This is a genomic window from Methylobacterium fujisawaense (assembly GCF_014138435.1).
GTDB classification, from domain to species: Bacteria; Pseudomonadota; Alphaproteobacteria; order Rhizobiales; family Beijerinckiaceae; genus Methylobacterium; species Methylobacterium fujisawaense.
The window spans coordinates 205,653-221,499 of sequence record NZ_JACJIM010000005.1; the positions used below are offsets into that span (position 1 = coordinate 205,653).

Annotated in this window: 17 protein-coding genes; 3 read left to right on the plus strand and 14 right to left on the minus strand. The window is 69.3% G+C overall.

What is annotated here, in order from left to right; translation table 11 throughout:
* Positions 1 to 18: 18 nt before the first annotated feature.
* Positions 19 to 1,032 carry a WD40 repeat domain-containing protein gene (locus GGQ91_RS16815; RefSeq protein WP_182592458.1) on the minus strand — a complete coding sequence of 338 codons (1,014 nt, stop codon included), beginning with the start codon at positions 1,030 to 1,032 and terminating at the stop codon, positions 19 to 21.
* The gene (locus tag GGQ91_RS16820; RefSeq protein WP_043760585.1) at positions 1,029 to 1,703 is read right to left on the minus strand and encodes a YoaK family protein; all 675 of its coding nucleotides are present in this window, start codon (positions 1,701 to 1,703) and stop codon (positions 1,029 to 1,031) included. The genes GGQ91_RS16815 and GGQ91_RS16820 overlap by 4 nt, the downstream gene beginning before the upstream one ends.
* 207 nt (positions 1,704 to 1,910) lie before the next feature.
* Here GGQ91_RS16820 and GGQ91_RS16825 point away from each other — a divergent pair, with 207 nt between their 5' ends.
* Positions 1,911 to 2,339, plus strand: a complete 429-nt coding sequence (locus GGQ91_RS16825; RefSeq protein WP_043380355.1) for a response regulator — start codon at positions 1,911 to 1,913, stop codon at positions 2,337 to 2,339.
* Positions 2,340 to 2,363: 24 nt separating this feature from the next.
* Positions 2,364 to 2,729: a hypothetical protein gene (locus GGQ91_RS16830; RefSeq protein ID WP_043358110.1), complete on the plus strand. Its 366-nt coding sequence runs from the start codon at positions 2,364 to 2,366 to the stop codon at positions 2,727 to 2,729.
* Positions 2,730 to 2,826: 97 nt separating this feature from the next.
* Here the strand turns inward: GGQ91_RS16830 and GGQ91_RS16835 are convergent, their stop codons facing one another.
* From GGQ91_RS16835 to proB, 10 genes are all read right to left on the minus strand, one after another.
* Positions 2,827 to 3,456: a DUF2939 domain-containing protein gene (locus GGQ91_RS16835; protein WP_075381502.1), complete on the minus strand. Its 630-nt coding sequence runs from the start codon at positions 3,454 to 3,456 to the stop codon at positions 2,827 to 2,829.
* Between the two features lie 24 nt (positions 3,457 to 3,480).
* On the minus strand, positions 3,481 to 4,035 hold the full coding sequence (locus GGQ91_RS16840; protein WP_182592459.1) for an RNA pyrophosphohydrolase: 555 nt from the start codon (positions 4,033 to 4,035) through the stop codon (positions 3,481 to 3,483).
* Between the two features lie 94 nt (positions 4,036 to 4,129).
* Positions 4,130 to 5,365, minus strand: a complete 1,236-nt coding sequence (locus GGQ91_RS16845) for a divergent polysaccharide deacetylase family protein (protein ID WP_182592460.1) — start codon at positions 5,363 to 5,365, stop codon at positions 4,130 to 4,132.
* A 171-nt stretch (positions 5,366 to 5,536) separates the two neighbouring features.
* Entirely contained in the window at positions 5,537 to 6,877 is a 1,341-nt protein-coding gene (locus GGQ91_RS16850; protein WP_043358098.1) for a S41 family peptidase, read from the minus strand.
* Positions 6,877 to 8,244, minus strand: a complete 1,368-nt coding sequence (locus tag GGQ91_RS16855) for a murein hydrolase activator EnvC family protein (RefSeq protein ID WP_182592461.1) — start codon at positions 8,242 to 8,244, stop codon at positions 6,877 to 6,879. The genes GGQ91_RS16850 and GGQ91_RS16855 overlap by 1 nt, the downstream gene beginning before the upstream one ends.
* 6 nt (positions 8,245 to 8,250) lie before the next feature.
* The gene (gene rlmH, locus GGQ91_RS16860) at positions 8,251 to 8,745 is read right to left on the minus strand and encodes a 23S rRNA (pseudouridine(1915)-N(3))-methyltransferase RlmH (RefSeq protein WP_043358097.1); all 495 of its coding nucleotides are present in this window, start codon (positions 8,743 to 8,745) and stop codon (positions 8,251 to 8,253) included.
* A 15-nt stretch (positions 8,746 to 8,760) separates the two neighbouring features.
* The gene (gene rsfS / locus GGQ91_RS16865; RefSeq protein WP_075381505.1) at positions 8,761 to 9,150 is read right to left on the minus strand and encodes a ribosome silencing factor; all 390 of its coding nucleotides are present in this window, start codon (positions 9,148 to 9,150) and stop codon (positions 8,761 to 8,763) included.
* A gap of 57 nt (positions 9,151 to 9,207) precedes the next feature.
* Complete coding sequence (locus GGQ91_RS16870) at positions 9,208 to 9,882, minus strand: nicotinate-nucleotide adenylyltransferase (protein WP_182592462.1); 675 nt, start codon at positions 9,880 to 9,882, stop codon at positions 9,208 to 9,210.
* 19 nt (positions 9,883 to 9,901) lie between these two features.
* Positions 9,902 to 11,200 carry a glutamate-5-semialdehyde dehydrogenase gene (locus GGQ91_RS16875; protein ID WP_182592463.1) on the minus strand — a complete coding sequence of 433 codons (1,299 nt, stop codon included), beginning with the start codon at positions 11,198 to 11,200 and terminating at the stop codon, positions 9,902 to 9,904.
* Positions 11,201 to 11,358: 158 nt separating this feature from the next.
* The gene (proB, locus tag GGQ91_RS16880; RefSeq protein WP_182592464.1) at positions 11,359 to 12,474 is read right to left on the minus strand and encodes a glutamate 5-kinase; all 1,116 of its coding nucleotides are present in this window, start codon (positions 12,472 to 12,474) and stop codon (positions 11,359 to 11,361) included.
* A 293-nt stretch (positions 12,475 to 12,767) separates the two neighbouring features.
* Between proB and GGQ91_RS16885 the strand changes: the two genes are divergently transcribed.
* Positions 12,768 to 13,958, plus strand: coding sequence for a cupin domain-containing protein (locus GGQ91_RS16885; RefSeq protein ID WP_043754985.1), 1,191 nt, complete (start codon positions 12,768 to 12,770; stop codon positions 13,956 to 13,958).
* 84 nt (positions 13,959 to 14,042) lie between these two features.
* Here GGQ91_RS16885 and obgE read toward each other — a convergent pair whose 3' ends face one another.
* Together obgE and GGQ91_RS16895 are read right to left on the minus strand one after the other, a co-directional pair.
* The gene (gene obgE / locus GGQ91_RS16890) at positions 14,043 to 15,071 is read right to left on the minus strand and encodes a GTPase ObgE (RefSeq protein WP_043754988.1); all 1,029 of its coding nucleotides are present in this window, start codon (positions 15,069 to 15,071) and stop codon (positions 14,043 to 14,045) included.
* A gap of 89 nt (positions 15,072 to 15,160) precedes the next feature.
* Positions 15,161 to 15,757, minus strand: coding sequence for a GNAT family N-acetyltransferase (locus GGQ91_RS16895; RefSeq protein ID WP_182592465.1), 597 nt, complete (start codon positions 15,755 to 15,757; stop codon positions 15,161 to 15,163).
* Positions 15,758 to 15,847 lie beyond the last annotated feature (90 nt).

Sequence of the window (15,847 nt, forward strand, 5' to 3'; positions counted from 1 at the left end):
CCGGAGCCGCGACAGGCTTCAGCCCGGCAGCGTCAGCAAGCCCGCCTTGCCGTCGGCACAGCCGAACAGCAATCGGCCGCCGCGGCCATCCCAGGCGAGCGCGGTCACGCCGCTGCCCGATACGGCCGGACGGACCAGGAGTTCGGCCGCGTCGGTGAAGCGGACCAGCAGGATGCAGCCATCCTCGTAGCCCATGGCCAGAACCGGCGCCTTCGGGTGGAACGCCACCCGGGACACGCGGGCCGGACGGACGCCGCATTCCCGCGGAGCCTTGCCGGTCGGTCCCTCCTTGGAGTCGAAGGGCCAAATGATCGCCGCCTCGGCGCCGCTCGTGGCGAGCCAATGGCCATCGAACGACCAGGACATCGAACGGACCTTGCCGGGATAGCCCGACATCCGCATGTGGCCGCGATCCGGCTGGAGCCGCCACCCGTGCAGGCTGTTCTCCTGCATGGTGGAGACCACGAACCGCCCATCCGGCGACCACGTCACGTCGATATGCGAACCCTTCCAGCCGATCACCTCGGCGGGCGTCTCCAGGTTCGGGTACCAGAGGCTCACGCCGTTGTAGTGGGCGACTCCGAGGCGATACCCCTTGGGCGCGAAGACGAGGCCGCGGGCGGAGGAAGGCGCTTCGAAGGTCTTCTCGCGACCCTTCGCGTCCCGGGCCACGACCGTGCGGCCTGCCGACCATGCCAAGGCGCCGTCTGGATGGACGGCGAGCGCATCGATCCACGCCCCCCTCTTGGAGAGGCCGACCGGCTCCATCGTCCCATCCGCGCGTATCGCCACCACGCGGCCGTCGTCGCCGCCCGTGAGCAGGCGGTCGCCGCCACCGGCAGCCACGAGGATGCCGCCGTCGGGATGGGCGGCGAGGCGGGTCAGGCCGTCGTCCTTCGCCAGGACGACGGTGCCGTCGCTCAGCGCCAGAGCCGGCACATCCTTGAGGAAATGCGTCGCAAGCACGTGTTCGCCGGGCTCCAGCGCGGCGACGTGACTGGTGAGGGAGGGATTGCTGATGGCGCTGCTCATGTCGGGGGGACATTTGCGGCCGGCGGCGCGGCGCGCAAGACCATGAAGGCGGTAATCAACGCCAGGCCGCCCGAGACGGCCGCCGGGGCGACCAACGCGTACAGGCCGAATTGCTGATAGGCGTGGGCACCGAGGAAGGCGCCGAACAACAGCGACATCCAGACCAGAGCATCGCCGATCCACCCCAGCGGATCGCCGGTGCGGGTCAGGGCCTGCGCGATCTTCTGGCCGAGGCTGAACAGTGCCCCGGTCACGAAGGTGGTCCCGGCTCGGAAGCCCGTGACCTGCGCCAGGACAGCGTTCTGCGACCCCATCGCCAAGGCGACGAAGAAGGCCGCGAGGCCCAGCTCGGGCGACTCGAGGCCGAGCCCCAGACCGGCGAGGATCAGCAGGGTTTCGTAGGCCAGCACCGCGGGCGTCGTCCACCGGGCCGGGACCAGGATGGCCAGCCCGCTGCCGAGAACCGACCCCGCCAGGAAGGCGACGATCAGGGTCGCGGGCAGGATCATGCGATGCAGCTCGGCCCCGGCGCCCAGGACCGCGAGCTGCGTGGTGTTGCCGCTCATGAACGACATGTACAGGCCGCCGAGACGCACGAAGCCGAGGGCATCGACATAACCGGCGAGGCCCGTGAGGAGCAGGCCGGAGCCGAGCTGCCAGGGACGCCTCACGACCGGGCCTCGCCGTCACGGACCGGTAACGAACCGTTAACCATTTGAACGGCTTCGTTGAGGGACGCCGGGCCGCGGTTAACGCGCCGCTCACCAAACCCGAGCAATTCGATGCAAACACGGTGAACGCCGCGTCGGAAGGGGCCGTTGCCCTTACGATCCGGCCCGGGGCCATCGAGCCCCCGCCGGGTGAGTGGGAGTTGCGTCATGGTTCCGTTCGCCGCCGCATTCGTCTGCCCGTCCATGCCCGTCCCGGACCGGGCCGCCACGATCCTGATCGTCGAGGATGAGCCGACCGTGTGCGAACTGGCCGCCGAGGCGCTGCTCGAGGAAGGGTATCGGGTGCTCACCGCTGCGGATGCCTGGGAAGCCGAGGCCATCCTGGCTCGCGAGAGCGTCGACCTGCTCTTCACGGATATCGACCTCGCCCGCAATACGAACGGCCTGTCGCTGGCGCGTTGTGCCCGCGAGCTGTCTCCCGACCTCCCGGTCGTCTACACATCCGGCGGCCGGGCTTGCCTTCCGCCGTGCGAGGCCGTTCCAGGCTCGGTGTTCGTGCCGAAGCCCTATCGTCCGAGCCAACTCGTGGCGCTGACGCAGGACGTCCTGCGCGCCGCGCTCCTTCATGCCGTCTGAACTGGACCTTCGAGGACATCCGCCATGTGGCGCTCCCTTCCCGCAATCGGCTTCGCCCTCGCCGCCGCGATCGCTGCATCGCCGGCCCGAGCCGCCTGCGACGTGAAAGGCGCGCAGATCGAGGAGGCGATCGCCAAGAAGAGCGAGCTGCGCGAGGATGCCAATGCCCAGCTGGTGCGCGACCTGCGCACCCTGCGCGATGCCGCGATCGTCCTCGAGAGCTACAAGTTTCCCGGTGAGTGCGAGGTGCTTCTCGGCATCGTCCGGTCGCTCCTCGCCAATCCGAGCAAGACCATCGAGCAGAGCGGCGACACCGATGAGGAGAAAGCCGAGGACCTGAACGAGGCGCGCCAGCCCAAGGCTGCCGGCGGCACCCCGACGGCGAAGTAGCCATGCCCCGCTCCGTACGGCACGGGTCAGGCGCAATTCCGCGTCGACCCGAATAGGCGGAAGCGGAAGTCGGCCGGACGCGTCGAGGGCCCGCCGTCTAACGCTCCTCGCCGGCGCTGGCGCCGATCTTGGCGCGGGCCAGAGCCCGGCTCAACTTGGCGGCGATCTGCTCGCGCAGAACATCGGCCATCTCGATATCCACGAGGCGCCAGCTCAACCCGCGCAGCCGCAGCCGGATGCGCGTGCGCTCGGTGCGCGATCCCTCGGGCGGGATCGGGATCACGACGGCGCGAAAGCCCCGCATCTCCAACGCCGTATAGTATGACACGAGCCGCCCCAAACCGCGGATCGCCAAGCCCTCGGGATGAGCGCCGGCCGGCCGCTCGACATCGAGCTTGTCGGGCCAGCCATTGGCCAGAAGGTCCATCACCGTTTCCGGCGTCACCATCGTTTCGGAGAGTGCAAGCGCCAGGCCGTAGGCGGCGTCGTTGAGGCGCTGGCGGTCGCGGGGCTCGAGGTCAGGATCGGTCTCGGATGCCGTGCGCATTGCCGCGGTGATCTGCCGGACCAGCGAAAGTCGCAGGGTCCTGAAGTTCACATGGCCCTCGACATAGGCGGCATCGTGCCGGCGGACCGCCTGCGCGAGGTCGTAGAGCGACCACAGCGGGCTCATGGTGAAGGCAAGCCACGCGACGGCCAGGGCGAGCGGGATCGCGAGCCAGCGCATGGCCTCAGCGCCCCGTCCGCGCGGTCAAGGCTGCGCCGACCATCGATCGAGACCGGAGAAGGCCGCGACGACCCCCTCGTAGACCGGCCGCTTGAAGGGAACGATCAGATCGGGAAGTTCGGCGAACTGCGCCCAGCGCCAGGCATCGAATTCCGGCTTGTCGGCGCCGCCTCCGGGATTGAGCACGTCGATCACGTCCTCGCTGCCCAGGAAGCCGTAGGCGAACCATTTCTGCGTCTGGCCACGATACCGACCCTTCCAGGCCTGCTTCATCACGGCCGGGGGCAGGTCATAGGCGAGCCATTCGGGGATCTCGGCGAGGAGCTTCACGGCCTCCGGCGGTACGTTCGTCTCCTCATAGAGTTCGCGGCGCGCGGCGGCCTCGGGATCCTCGCCGGGATCGATGCCGCCCTGAGGCATCTGCCACATGTACGGGCCGGCCACATGCTCAGAACCCGCACCCTTCTTGCGCCGTCCGACGAACACGCCGCCCGATGGCGCAATCAGCGCGATGCCCACGCAGGGGCGGTAGGGCAGGGCGGTGCCCAGGTCCGAATCCGTTACCATCGAGACGACCATAGGTCAGGGGTGGCCGTTGCGGCAACGCCGCCCAAGTCTTTCCCGATCCCGGTGGGGGTGGATCTACTTGCGCTGACTATAATCACGCGCGTCCTCAATCTGCCGTCGAGACCCGCTTGTCGCGGACGCCGCGCAGCGCAACGCTCGCCGGGACCAAGCGCAGACCGCGGGCGTCGATGTCCTTCGCCCAGCGGGCGATCCGGTCGACGCTCAGTGCCGTTCCGGTCGCCGAGACGAGGACGAAGCCATTGGCACGCGCCCGGGCTTCCGCCTGCGCCAGGGCCGCATCGATGGCGTCGGCGCGCGGCGTGGTGTCGAGGACGATCTCGGCGCGGGCGATCGGTGTCTTGCCCTTGTTGGCGGGCATCGTCGCGGCCTTGGGCGCCGTTCCGTCGTCGAGGAACCCCAGGCCACGGGCGCCGATCTCGCGCAGCACCGGCTCGAAGGCCGCATCGGCCATCAGCTTGGCACCCATGAAATTCACGAGGCCCACATAGCCCGAGAAGCGCGTCATCGCCCAGGCGAGACGATCGGCATTCTCAGGTCCCTTCAGGGCCGTCAGCAGGGTCTGGGGCCCCGGGTCGCTGTCAGGGTAATCGAACGGCTCCATCGGCAGCTGCAGGAAGATCTCATGGCCGGCATCCCGCGCGCGTGCGGTCGCGTGCTCGGCCTCGCCGCCATAGGGGAGGAAGGCGAGGCTGACGGCGGCGGGCAAGCGTGCGGTGGCCACGGCCGTCGTGGCTTGGCCGATGCCCAGCCCGGTCACCACGATGGCGATGCGCGGACCGGTGCCGGGTTCCTCGGAGCGGGCATAGACGTCGAGCGGGCGGATGCGCCCCTCGCCGAGCTTCGGCATCAGCCCGTGGCGTCCGGCCTCGCTGATCCGCGGATCAGGCGCCGGGACGAGCCGCGGTGCATTCGGCGGCGGTACGCGGATCACCACCGCATCGCTCGGACCGCTGCCGGGCGGCCGCACCACCGTCACGCCGGACGCGGTCTCAACCTCCTCGGCGCTGCGCTGAAGCGGGGCCGTGCTGGGGGCAGTCGCAAGGACCTGGGGCTGCAGGGTGGGAGGCGCCTGTGTGGCCGGACGCATCGTGGGCTCGCGCATCGCGATCGCGACCTGCACGCGCGGTTCGCCGCCGTCGGGATCCCCGAGGGCGAGGACAAGGCCGGCTGCCACTGCAAAGCCGGCCGCGATCGCGGCAGCAGCGATACGGGGCCGCCGGGCAGCCGCGATCAGCTGCCCGAGCCGGCTCGTGGGCTGCGCCGGCACCGCCTCAGGCACCCCGAGGGGGCGCGTGAGGATATCGTCCGTGGACTCGGTCAAGCGGCTCTCGATGCGGGATCACGATTGCTGCGCCGATCGGCAATGCGCCAATCCTTCCGTCCATTGCCGGCGGTTATGGTTAACGTTCCGCTAATGCCCGGTCCCGGAACGGAAAATCCCGCCCGGCGCGGCGCCGGACGGGATCGGGTCGTCAGGGCGTTCCGAACGCCGTCAGTTCGGCAGGCTGGGCTTCTGCTGCTGCGCCGAAGGCGTGCCGTTGGCGGCGCCCTTCTGGATGCCGTGCAGGAAGTCGACCGCCGAGATCAGCTGCTTGTCCTTGGCCGGATCCGGCGGAACGTAGGCGGAGGATCCACCGCGCTCGTCGGTATCCTTCTGCTTCAGGTGACCCTTCAGCCCTGCCTCACCCTTGGTCTCGTCCTTGCCCTTCAGCTCGTCCGGGACCTCCTGCAGGACCTCGACATCCGGCTCGATGCCCTTGGCCTGGATCGAGCGACCCGACGGCGTGTAGTAGCGCGCCGTGGTCAGACGCAGGGCGCCCGAACCGCCGAGGGGGATGATCGACTGCACCGATCCCTTGCCGAAGGAGCGCGTGCCCATGATGGTCGCGCGCTTGTGATCCTGCAGGGCGCCCGCCACGATCTCGGAGGCCGAGGCCGAGCCGCCGTTGACGAGCACCACGATCGGCTTGCCCTTGGTCAGGTCGCCCGCCTTGGCGGAGAAGCGCTGGGTCTCGTCCGGATTGCGGCCGCGGGTGGAGACGATCTCGCCGCGATCCAGGAAGGCGTCGGACACCATCACGGCCTGATCGAGCAGGCCGCCCGGGTTGTTGCGCAGGTCGACGATGTAGCCCTTGATCTTGTCGGCTCCGATCTCGCTCGACAGCTTGTCGATCGCAGCCCGCATGCCGTCGAAGGTCTGCTCGTTGAACTGGGTCAGGCGGATATAGGCGACGTCGCCGCCTTCGACCTTCGAGCGTACCGGCTTGATCTTGATGACGTCGCGGGTGAGCGTGACGTCGATCGGATCCTTCGATTCCTTGCGGGTGATCTTGAGCTTGACGCTCGAATTCACCGGGCCGCGCATCTTGTCGACCGCCTGATTCAGGGTGAGGCCCTGAACCTGATCGTCATCGATCTGCGTGATGATGTCGTTGGCGAGCAGCCCCGCCTTGGCAGCCGGCGTATCGTCGATCGGTGTGACGACCTTGATCAGGCCGTCTTCCATCGTGACCTCGATGCCGAGACCGCCGAACTCGCCGCGCGTCGTGGTCTGCATGTCACGGAACGCCTTGGCGTCCATGTAGCTCGAATGCGGGTCGAGCGACGTCAGCATGCCGTTGACGGCTGCCTCGATCATCTTCGATTCGTCGGGCTTCTCGACGTAGTCCGTGCGGACCTTCTCGAAAACGTCGCCGAACAGGCTGAGCTGGCGATAGGTCTCGGCCGAGGCAGCCACCGCCCGCGGGCCCGACAGGAAGTCGGTCTGGGTGGCCACCATGGAGGTGCCGGCACCGAGGAAGGCGCCGAGCATGATCAGGGAAGTCTTGCGCATCAGCCGCGAACCTTCTCGCCAAGTACCGTATTGTTCGGGCTCTTCGCCCACCACGGCTCCGGATCGATGGAGCCGCCGTCCTTCTTGAACTCGACGTACAGGGTGGGATCACCCTCGGACCCGCCGGGACCTGCGCTCTTCTCGCCCATGGTGCCGACCGGCTCGCCCGCGAGCACGAACTGACCGACCTCGACGCTGATCTGATCCATCCCCGCTAGCAAAAGATAGTAGCCGTCGCCAGCGTTGATGATCAAGAGTTGCCCGTAGGACCGAAACGGCCCGGCGAACTGCACCCACCCGTCGGCCGGGGACGAGACGGACGCCTTGGGACGGGTCGTAAACGACACGCCGCGGGTGGTGCCACCATTGCCATCGGGCTGGTTGAAGCCGCGTGCGACGCGTCCGCTCACCGGCCGCGGCACTTCGCCCCGCGCCTCGGCGAAGTGGACTTTGGGTGCCAATCGGGCGGGGTCGCGGAAGCCGGCCGCGGCGAAGCGCTCCTGGGTGATGCGCGCCTCCCGCTCGGCCGCTGCCTTGGCCTCCTCGGCGGAGCGCTTCGCCGCTGCGACCTCTGCCTCCGTGCGATCGAGAAGGTCCTTCAGGTTCTTGGCCTGGGCACCGAGCTCGGCGGCCCTGCGGCGCTCGGCCGTGAGGCCGCTCTCGATCTCGGCCTGACGGGCGCGGCGGGCGGCGACCAGCGCCTGCAGGCGCTGCTGTTCGCGCGCCCAGCCGGCAAGGTCATTGGACAACCCTTCCTTGTCCTGCGCGATCAATCCGCGCAGCCTGATCATTTCCGCGAGATCGGCCGCCAGTGTGTCGACCTCGCCGCGCAGTTCCGGCACCACCGCGCCAAGCAGCATCGAGGTCCGGATCGCCGCGAGCACGTCTTCGGGGCTCACCAGAACGGCCGGCGGCGGCCGGCGCCCCATGCGCTGGAGCGCCGCCAGGATCTCGGCGACGATGCCGCGTCGGCCCTGCAGCGAGTGGCGGATCGCTGCCTCGCTCTCGCTCATCGCCTTCAGGCGCTCCTCCAGGCGGCTCAGGCGGTCTTCCGTCGCCTGCGCCTGTCGGCCCGCATCGAGAAGGGCGGCGTCGAGCTTCGCCCGGTCGGAGCCGATGGCTGCGATCTCCGACTCGAACTGCGAACGCTGGCCGGCACTGGCCGCGATCGCATCCTGGACGCGCTTCAGATTCTCGGCCCGGCGCTCACGTTCCTCATTGGCACGCTGAATGGCTTCGGGGTCGGTGGCCGGAGGCGTCTCCGACCGCGCGGCCGAGCCGATCGAGACGAGGGCGACCAGGGTCAGCGTCTGCAGCGCGCGTCTTGACGTGGACTTCGACCCGGCCGTCATCTCAGGGATGGCCATAGGGGGTCAGCCCGCCTCACCGCGATGGTAGGGGTGCCCCGACAGGATGGTGAGGCTGCGGTAGAGCTGTTCGAGAGCGAGCACGCGCACGAGTCCATGGGGCAGGGTGGCGGCCCCGAAAGACAGGATCAACTCCGCCTTCGTCCGAATTGAGGCGTCGAGACCGTCCGGCCCTCCGATCGCCACCACGAGTGCCGGCCGGGCGGCATCGCGCCAAGCGGCGACGCGTTCGGCCAGCGCCTCGCTTCCGATATCGGCACGACCGCGTTCGTCATAGGCGACCAGCACACCGCCCGGCGGCATGTGGCCCGTCAGGGCCGCCGCCTCCTCGGCACATCGGTCGAGGGCGCGACGGGCACGGGATTCTGCGACCTCGATGCTGTCGCAAGTGGCGAAGCCGAGCCCGCGACCGAGTTGCGCGGCACGGTCGCGATATCGTGAGGCCAGCTCGCGCTCAGGACCGGCCTTCAGACGTCCGACTGCGGCCAGAATCAGGCGCATCGGCCGCGGTCCGGATCAGCCGGCCGCGATCCCGACCGGGCGGTCGGCGCCCCACATCTTCTCGAGGTTGTAGAAGCCGCGGACCTCGGGACGGAAGATGTGCACCAGCACGTCGCCGGCATCGATCAACACCCAGTCGCAGGCCGGGAGGCCCTCGACCCGGGCGTTGCCGAAGCCGCGGTTCTTCATTTCCTGAACGATCTTGTCGGCGATCGAGCCGACATGCCTCTGCGAGCGCCCAGAGGTGATGATCATCGTGTCGGCGAGCGACGTCTTGCCGGCCAGATCGATTGCGATCGTCTCCTCGGCTTTCATGTCATCGAGGCATTCGAGCGCAAGGGCCTTAAGGTCGTCCGAGCGCGCCTGACCGGCTTCCACCGGGGCTTGGACGGGGGTGCGGATCATCTCCGTGCGGCTGGTCTCGGGCAGAGTCCTGGTTCCTCGTTCTGCCGCACGGCGGTGTCATGCCGTGCGGGATGACATGAAATTGGCGGTATCGGTCGTCGATTGCAACCGCGCTTGCGGCCGTCGTGACGTCGTTGGCCCCGTACTTGCGCGAATCTGCGTGGACGACAGGCTCGAACGGGGCCCGTGCAGGAACACCCAGGCCGGCGGCGGCCGCAGCGCGAGCGTCGATGCCGCCTCCTCGGGAATCCGGGCGTCGGCCAAGCGCCGCGCAGCCCGGGCGCTGAGCGGTGTCATGGTGAAACCCGGCCGGTCGATGACGACGATCGGCAGGAGCCGGGCGATCTCGGCGAAACCCTTCCAGCGATGAAAGGTGCCGAGCGAATCCGCCCCCATGATCCAGACGAAGTGCACGCCGGGGCAGCGGCGCTTGAGGAAGCGCAGGGTCTGGACCGTGAAGCGGACGCCCAGAGCCGCTTCGATGCCGGTCACGGCGATCCGCGGATGACGGGCGATGCGGTGGGCCTGGGCAGACCGCACCTCCACCGAGGGGAGGGCGCTCCGGCTCTTGAGCGGGTTCCCCGGGCTCACCAGCCACCAGACCCGATCCAGGCCGAGCCGACGCAGTGCCGCGAGGGTCACGTGCCGGTGGCCCAGATGGGCGGGATTGAAGGACCCGCCATAGAGGCCGATCCGCATGCCGGGGGCGCTTGGCGGCAGGGTCAGCCGCACGCCGGACCTTCAGCGCAGGTCACGGGCGCGTCTGGCCGTTGCCGTGGACGCGATACTTGAATGTGGTCAGCTGCTCGACACCCACCGGCCCTCGCGCGTGCATCCGCCCCGTGGCGATGCCGATCTCGGCCCCGAAGCCGAACTCGCCGCCATCGGCAAATTGAGTGGAGGCGTTGTGGGTGACGATGGCCGAATCGACCTCGGCGAGGAAACGGGTCGCCGCCGTGTCGTCCTCGGTGATGATCGCGTCGGTGTGATGCGAGCCATAGGTCTCGATGTGCTCGATGGCCGCTTCGATCCCGTCGACCACCCGCACCGCGATGATCGCGTCGAGATACTCGGTATGCCAATCCTCCTCGGAGGCGGCGGTCACCCGCGGATCGACGGCGCGCGTCTCGGCATCGCCGCGGACCGCGCAGCCGCTCTCGAGCAGCGCGTGGACGAGCGGCGCGAGATGGGTCGCGGCACAGGCGCGGTCGACCAGCAGGGTCTCGGCGGCGCCGCAGACGCTCGTGCGGCGCATCTTGCTGTTGAGCAGCACGGTGCGGGCCATGTCGAGGTCGGCCGCTGCGGCGACATAGACATGGTTGATGCCGTCGAGATGGGCGAAGACCGGAACGCGCGCCTCGGCCTGGACGCGTTCCACGAGGCCGCGACCGCCCCGCGGGACGATGACATCGACGCAACCGTCGAGGCCCGCGAGCATCAGCCCGACGGCGGCGCGGTCGCGGGTCGGCACCAGCTGGATGGCGTCCTCCGGCAAGCCGGCATCGGCGAGCCCGCGGCTCATGGCCCGCGCGATCGCCATAGCCGTGCGATGGCTGTCCGAGCCGGCGCGGAGGATCGCGGCGTTGCCGGCCTTGAGGCAGAGCGCACCCGCGTCCGCAGTCACATTCGGGCGCGCCTCGAAGATCACCCCGACGACGCCGAGCGGCACCGCGATGCGCTCGATCAGCAGGCCGTTCGGCCGCTCGATGGCGGCCAGCTGACGTCCGACCGGATCGGCCAGGGAGCCGACCTTCTCGACGGCATCCGCCATGCCGGCGAGCCGCCCGGGATCCAGGGTGAGACGGTCGATCAGGGCGGCGCTCTGGCCCGCGCTCCGGGCGGCGGCCACGTCCCGCGCGTTCTCGCTCAGGATTTCGTCACGGCTCGCCCGGATCCGCTCGGCGATCGATTTGAGCGCCCCGTCCTTGGTTCGCGCCGAGGCCAGCGCCATACGCCGGGCCGCCGCGCGGGCCCGACGGCCGATGGCCGCCATCTGCTCCGGCAGGGTATCGGCCTCGGCGAAGTCCGATCTCAGGTTCAGGACGGGCACGCTGGCGTCCTCGATGTGCGACGGCCGCAGGAACGGCCAGACGATGGAAAGCGCCGTATTTGCACACCCGACACCGGTCCGACAAGAGTGCCGGCTCGTGATTGGGCGCAATGATCGGAGCGGAAAATTGTAAATAGATTAGTTTAGATCGGCATTTTCTAGAACAGTGCCAAGTCATCGCGATGCACCATCCAGGCGCGGCCCGGATAATTGAGCAAGTCCGGGATATGCGCGCTCGGGTGACCGATGATGAGCGCAGCCTCGGCGCTGTCATACGCCACCAAGCCGCGGCCGAGGATCCGTCCCACCGGATCACGGATCAACACGGCGTCGCCGCGGGAGAAGCTGCCCTCGATCGATCGGACGCCGACGGGCAGGAGGCTGGCGCCGCTCCGCAGCGCCTGCTCGGCACCGGAATCGATCGTCAGGGTGCCGCGCGGCTCCAGGGATCCCGCGATCCAGGTCTTGCGGGCGGCCGTCGGGGTGGAGCCTGAGAGGAACCATGTGCAGCGCGCGCCCTCCATCATCGCCTTGAGCGGGTTCTTCCCGCGCCCGTCGGCGATGACCAAGTGGGTGCCGCCCGAGGCCGCGATCTTGGCGGCCTCGACCTTGGTGCGCATGCCGCCCCGCGACAGCTCGGAGGCCGGCCCGCCGGCCATGGCTTCGATCTCCGGGGTGATGCGCTCGACGACGGCGAGGTGGCGGGCCTCCGGATCGTTCTTGGGCGGCGCGGTGTAGAGACCGTCGATATCCGAGAACAGGACCAGGACGTCGGCATCGATCATGGTGGCGACCCGGGCCGCCAGCCGGTCGTTGTCGCCGTAGCGGATCTCGGACGTCGCCACCGTGTCGTTCTCGTTCACGACCGGGACGGCGCGCATCTCCAGGAGTTTCAGGACGGTGGCGCGGGCGTTGAGGTAGCGGCGGCGCTCCTCGGTATCCTGGGGCGTCACGAGAATCTGGCCGGCGACGATGCCGTGATGGCCCAGAGCCTCGGCCCAGTGGCGGGCCAGCGTGATCTGCCCCACGGAGGCCGCGCCCTGGCTCTCCTCCAGGCGCAGGGCGCCGGGTGGAAGGCCCAGCACCGTCCGGCCGAGGGCGATGCTGCCGGAGGACACCACCAGCACGTCGACGCCGCGCCCGTGCAGCTCCGCGATGTCCTCGGCCAGCGCCGCGAGCCAGGCGTGGCGCAGGCGGCCGGCACTGCGATCGACCAGCAGGGCCGAGCCGACCTTGATGACCACACGGCGGAATTCTTCGAGGGCAGGGATCATGATTCTTGCGAAAACGCGCGTTTGAGCCGGGTGTGAAGCAAGACCCGCCTCTTGAACAGCCGTCCAACGACATGGCTCGCGGCGCCCGGGCGGTTCGGGCCGCCGGCGCGTCCAGATCGTTGGCCGGCACGACCGCGGCACACGTTCCTGCGAGCGGCCTCATCCCTCACGTGGTCGTGAGTATGTGGCATGCCAAAGATCGATATTGCGGCGCGGGAGCGCGGCGGCCGGCTCGACGCTGCACCGCACCGAGCCCCGGCGCGCTCGACCTCAGCACACAGGACACAGACAAGATGGACGCGAATCGACGCGCGTTTCTCGGGACCGCAGCCCTCGGGGCCGGCGGTCTCGTCGCCCTGACCCAGGGGGCCGCCGCCGCGGCGACCGATCACGGGGCGCCCGGGGCCGGCGGCTTCGGGCGGGACGTTCAGCAGCTGCCCCCCGGCGCCCCGGTCGCCTACCACGACCCGAAGGATGTCGGCGCCATGCCGGACTTCCACTTCTCGCTCGACGGCAACGTCCCCAAGATCACGTCGGGCGGCTGGGCCAAGGAGGCGACCGTCCACCAGTTCCCCATCAGCAAGGGGATCGCGGGCGTACACATGTTCCTCGATCCCGGCGCGTCGCGGGAGCTGCACTGGCACGCCATCGCGGCCGAGTGGGCTTACGTCATCGACGGCCGATGCCAGACCGTGGTCCTCGATCCCTCGGGGGCGAGCGAGATCAACAACTACGAGCCGGGCGACCTGTGGTTCTTCCCCAAGGGGCACGGCCACTCGATCCAGACGATCGGCGACAAGCCGTGCCACTTCATCCTGTCGTTCGACAACGGCGCCTTCTCGGAGCACGGCACGTTCTCGATCACCGATTGGGTCGACGTGTCGCCGAAGGACATGCTGGCCCTCGATTTCGGCCTGCCGACAGCCGCGCTGAACGCGTTCCCGAAGGGCGAGGCCTACATCCAGGCCGGGCCGGTGATCCCGCTCGCCCAGGCGCTCGACGCGCCCTGGCCGAAGGAATCGACCCACAAGTTCCGGCTCCTGAAGGATCCGCGCGCGGTCCGCGACTTCGACGGTGGGACGTTCCGCCTCGCCACAGTCGACGAGTGGCCGGTGTCCAAGTCGATGTCGGGCGGCGTGATGACGATCCGGCCGGGCCAGATGCGCAAGTTCCACTGGAACGTGAACGCCAACGAGTGGCACTATTACCTGAAGGGCAAGGGTCAGGTGGCCCTGTTCGGCTCGGGCGGCCGCGGCAAGGTCGCGGAGTTCAAGCCCGGCGACGTCGCCTACATCCCCATGGGGTTCGGCCACGCGATCAAGAACGTCGGCGACGACGATCTCGAGATCGTCCAGACCTGGGACAACGGCAAGTTCGAGGAAATCGACCTCGATGCCTGGATCAAGGCGAGCCCGAACTATCTCCTCGCCAACAACTTCACCGGCGTCCCCGCCGACACGCTCGCGAAGCTGAAGCAGGGCTGAGACGACGCTCGATCCGGACCGACAGGGCTCAGACCCGGTCCTGTCGGTCCCGGCCGCCGCGTCCTCGGGACAACCGGTCGACGGCTATGGCTGCCAGGCGTCCACCGGCTTCCGTTCGGCCTCGGCGCTGGCATCGATCTCGGACTGGAGCGCCCGCAGCGCCTCGGGGACGCCCTTTCGGCTCGCCGAGGACAGGACCAGCGGCGCGCGGCCGGCGGCGCGCTTCAGCTTGGCCACCTGGCTCTTGAGCGTGTCGGCGTCGAGGGCGTCGGCCTTCGAGAGCGCCACGATCTCGGGCTTCTCCGCGAGGCCGTTGCCGTAGGCCTCGATCTCGCCGCGCACCAGCTTGTAGGTCTTGCCGGCATGCTCGCTCGTGCCGTCGACGAGGTGCAGCAGCACCCGGCAGCGCTCGACATGGGCGAGGAACTTGTCGCCGAGGCCGACGCCCTCATGCGCGCCCTCGATCAGGCCTGGGATGTCGGCGAGCACGAATTCGCGCCCGTCCGAGCGCACCACGCCGAGGCCGGGATGCAGGGTGGTGAACGGGTAGTCGGCGATCTTCGGCTTCGCGGCGGTGACGCTCGCCAGGAAGGTCGACTTGCCGGCATTCGGGAGGCCGACGAGGCCGGCATCGGCGATCAGCTTGAGCCGGAGCCAGATCCACATCTCCTGGCCTTCCAGGCCGGGATTGGCGTGCTTCGGGGCGCGGTTGGTCGACGTCGTGAAATAGGCGTTGCCGAAGCCGCCATTGCCGCCCTTGGCGAGGCGGATCCTCTGGCCGACCTCGGTCAGGTCGGCGAGCAGCGTCTCGCCGTCCTCGGCGAAGATCTGTGTGCCGGCCGGGACCTTCAGCACCGTGTCGGCGCCGTTGGCGCCGTGGCAGTTCGAGCCCATGCCGTGCTCGCCCTTCTTGGCCTTGAAGTGCTGCTGGTAGCGGTAGTCGATGAGGGTGTTGAGACCCTCGACGCACTCCACCCAGACATCGCCGCCCCGGCCGCCGTCGCCGCCGTTCGGCCCGCCGAACTCGATGAACTTCTCCCGCCGGAACGAGACGCAGCCGGGACCGCCGTCACCGGAGCGGACATAGACCTTGGCTTCGTCGAGGAATTTCACGACCTGAATCCTTTGTCGGGTGCGGATTCGCGACCCGCACCATCACCCTGTCGACGGCGGCCGGCCAGCCCCGGCGCCGTAAGGCCGCCTCAGGCGGCCCGCGTCATCGCCGGCTCCGACGGCGGGTTCTGCCAGCGCCGCCGGTCGAGGCTGAAGAGATCGACCGGCAGATCCGCGCCGCGCGCCGGGAAGGGCCGGGTCGCGCTGCCGGCCTGCACGAAGCCGCAGGTCTCCAGAACGTGCCGGGACGCCGGGTTGACCGTGCGGGCCGACGCAGCCAGTTCCATCCCGCCGGTATAGGCGAAGAAGGCGTGGCACAGAGCCGTCACGGCCTCGGCCATCAGGCCGCTGCCCCAATAGGGCTGCCCGAGCCAGTAGCCGAGTTCCGGCGGCCCCTCGGTCCGCCCCTCGATGCTGATCACACCGATGAGGCTGCCGGGCGCCGCCCGCGGCGCGAGGGCGAGCGTGAGGGCCGACCCGGCGGTGTTCTGCGCGCGCGCCTGCAGCAGGAACGCATCCACCACCGGGGCCGGAAGCGGGTGCGGCACCCGCGCCAGCATCGCGGCGACAGACGGATCACCGGCCAGCTTCAGGATCGCGTCCCTGTCCTTGGCGGTCGGCCAGCGCAGCCACAGCCGCCGCGTCTCGATCCGGAAAACGTCATCACGGGTCAGATCGGGGAACATCGTGCCCTCGCAGGGCGGCGTTCCCGGCTCCGGGGCACCGCCTCAAGACGACGAAGGGGAGGATGGCGTCCCATCCTCCCCGGGTGTTCC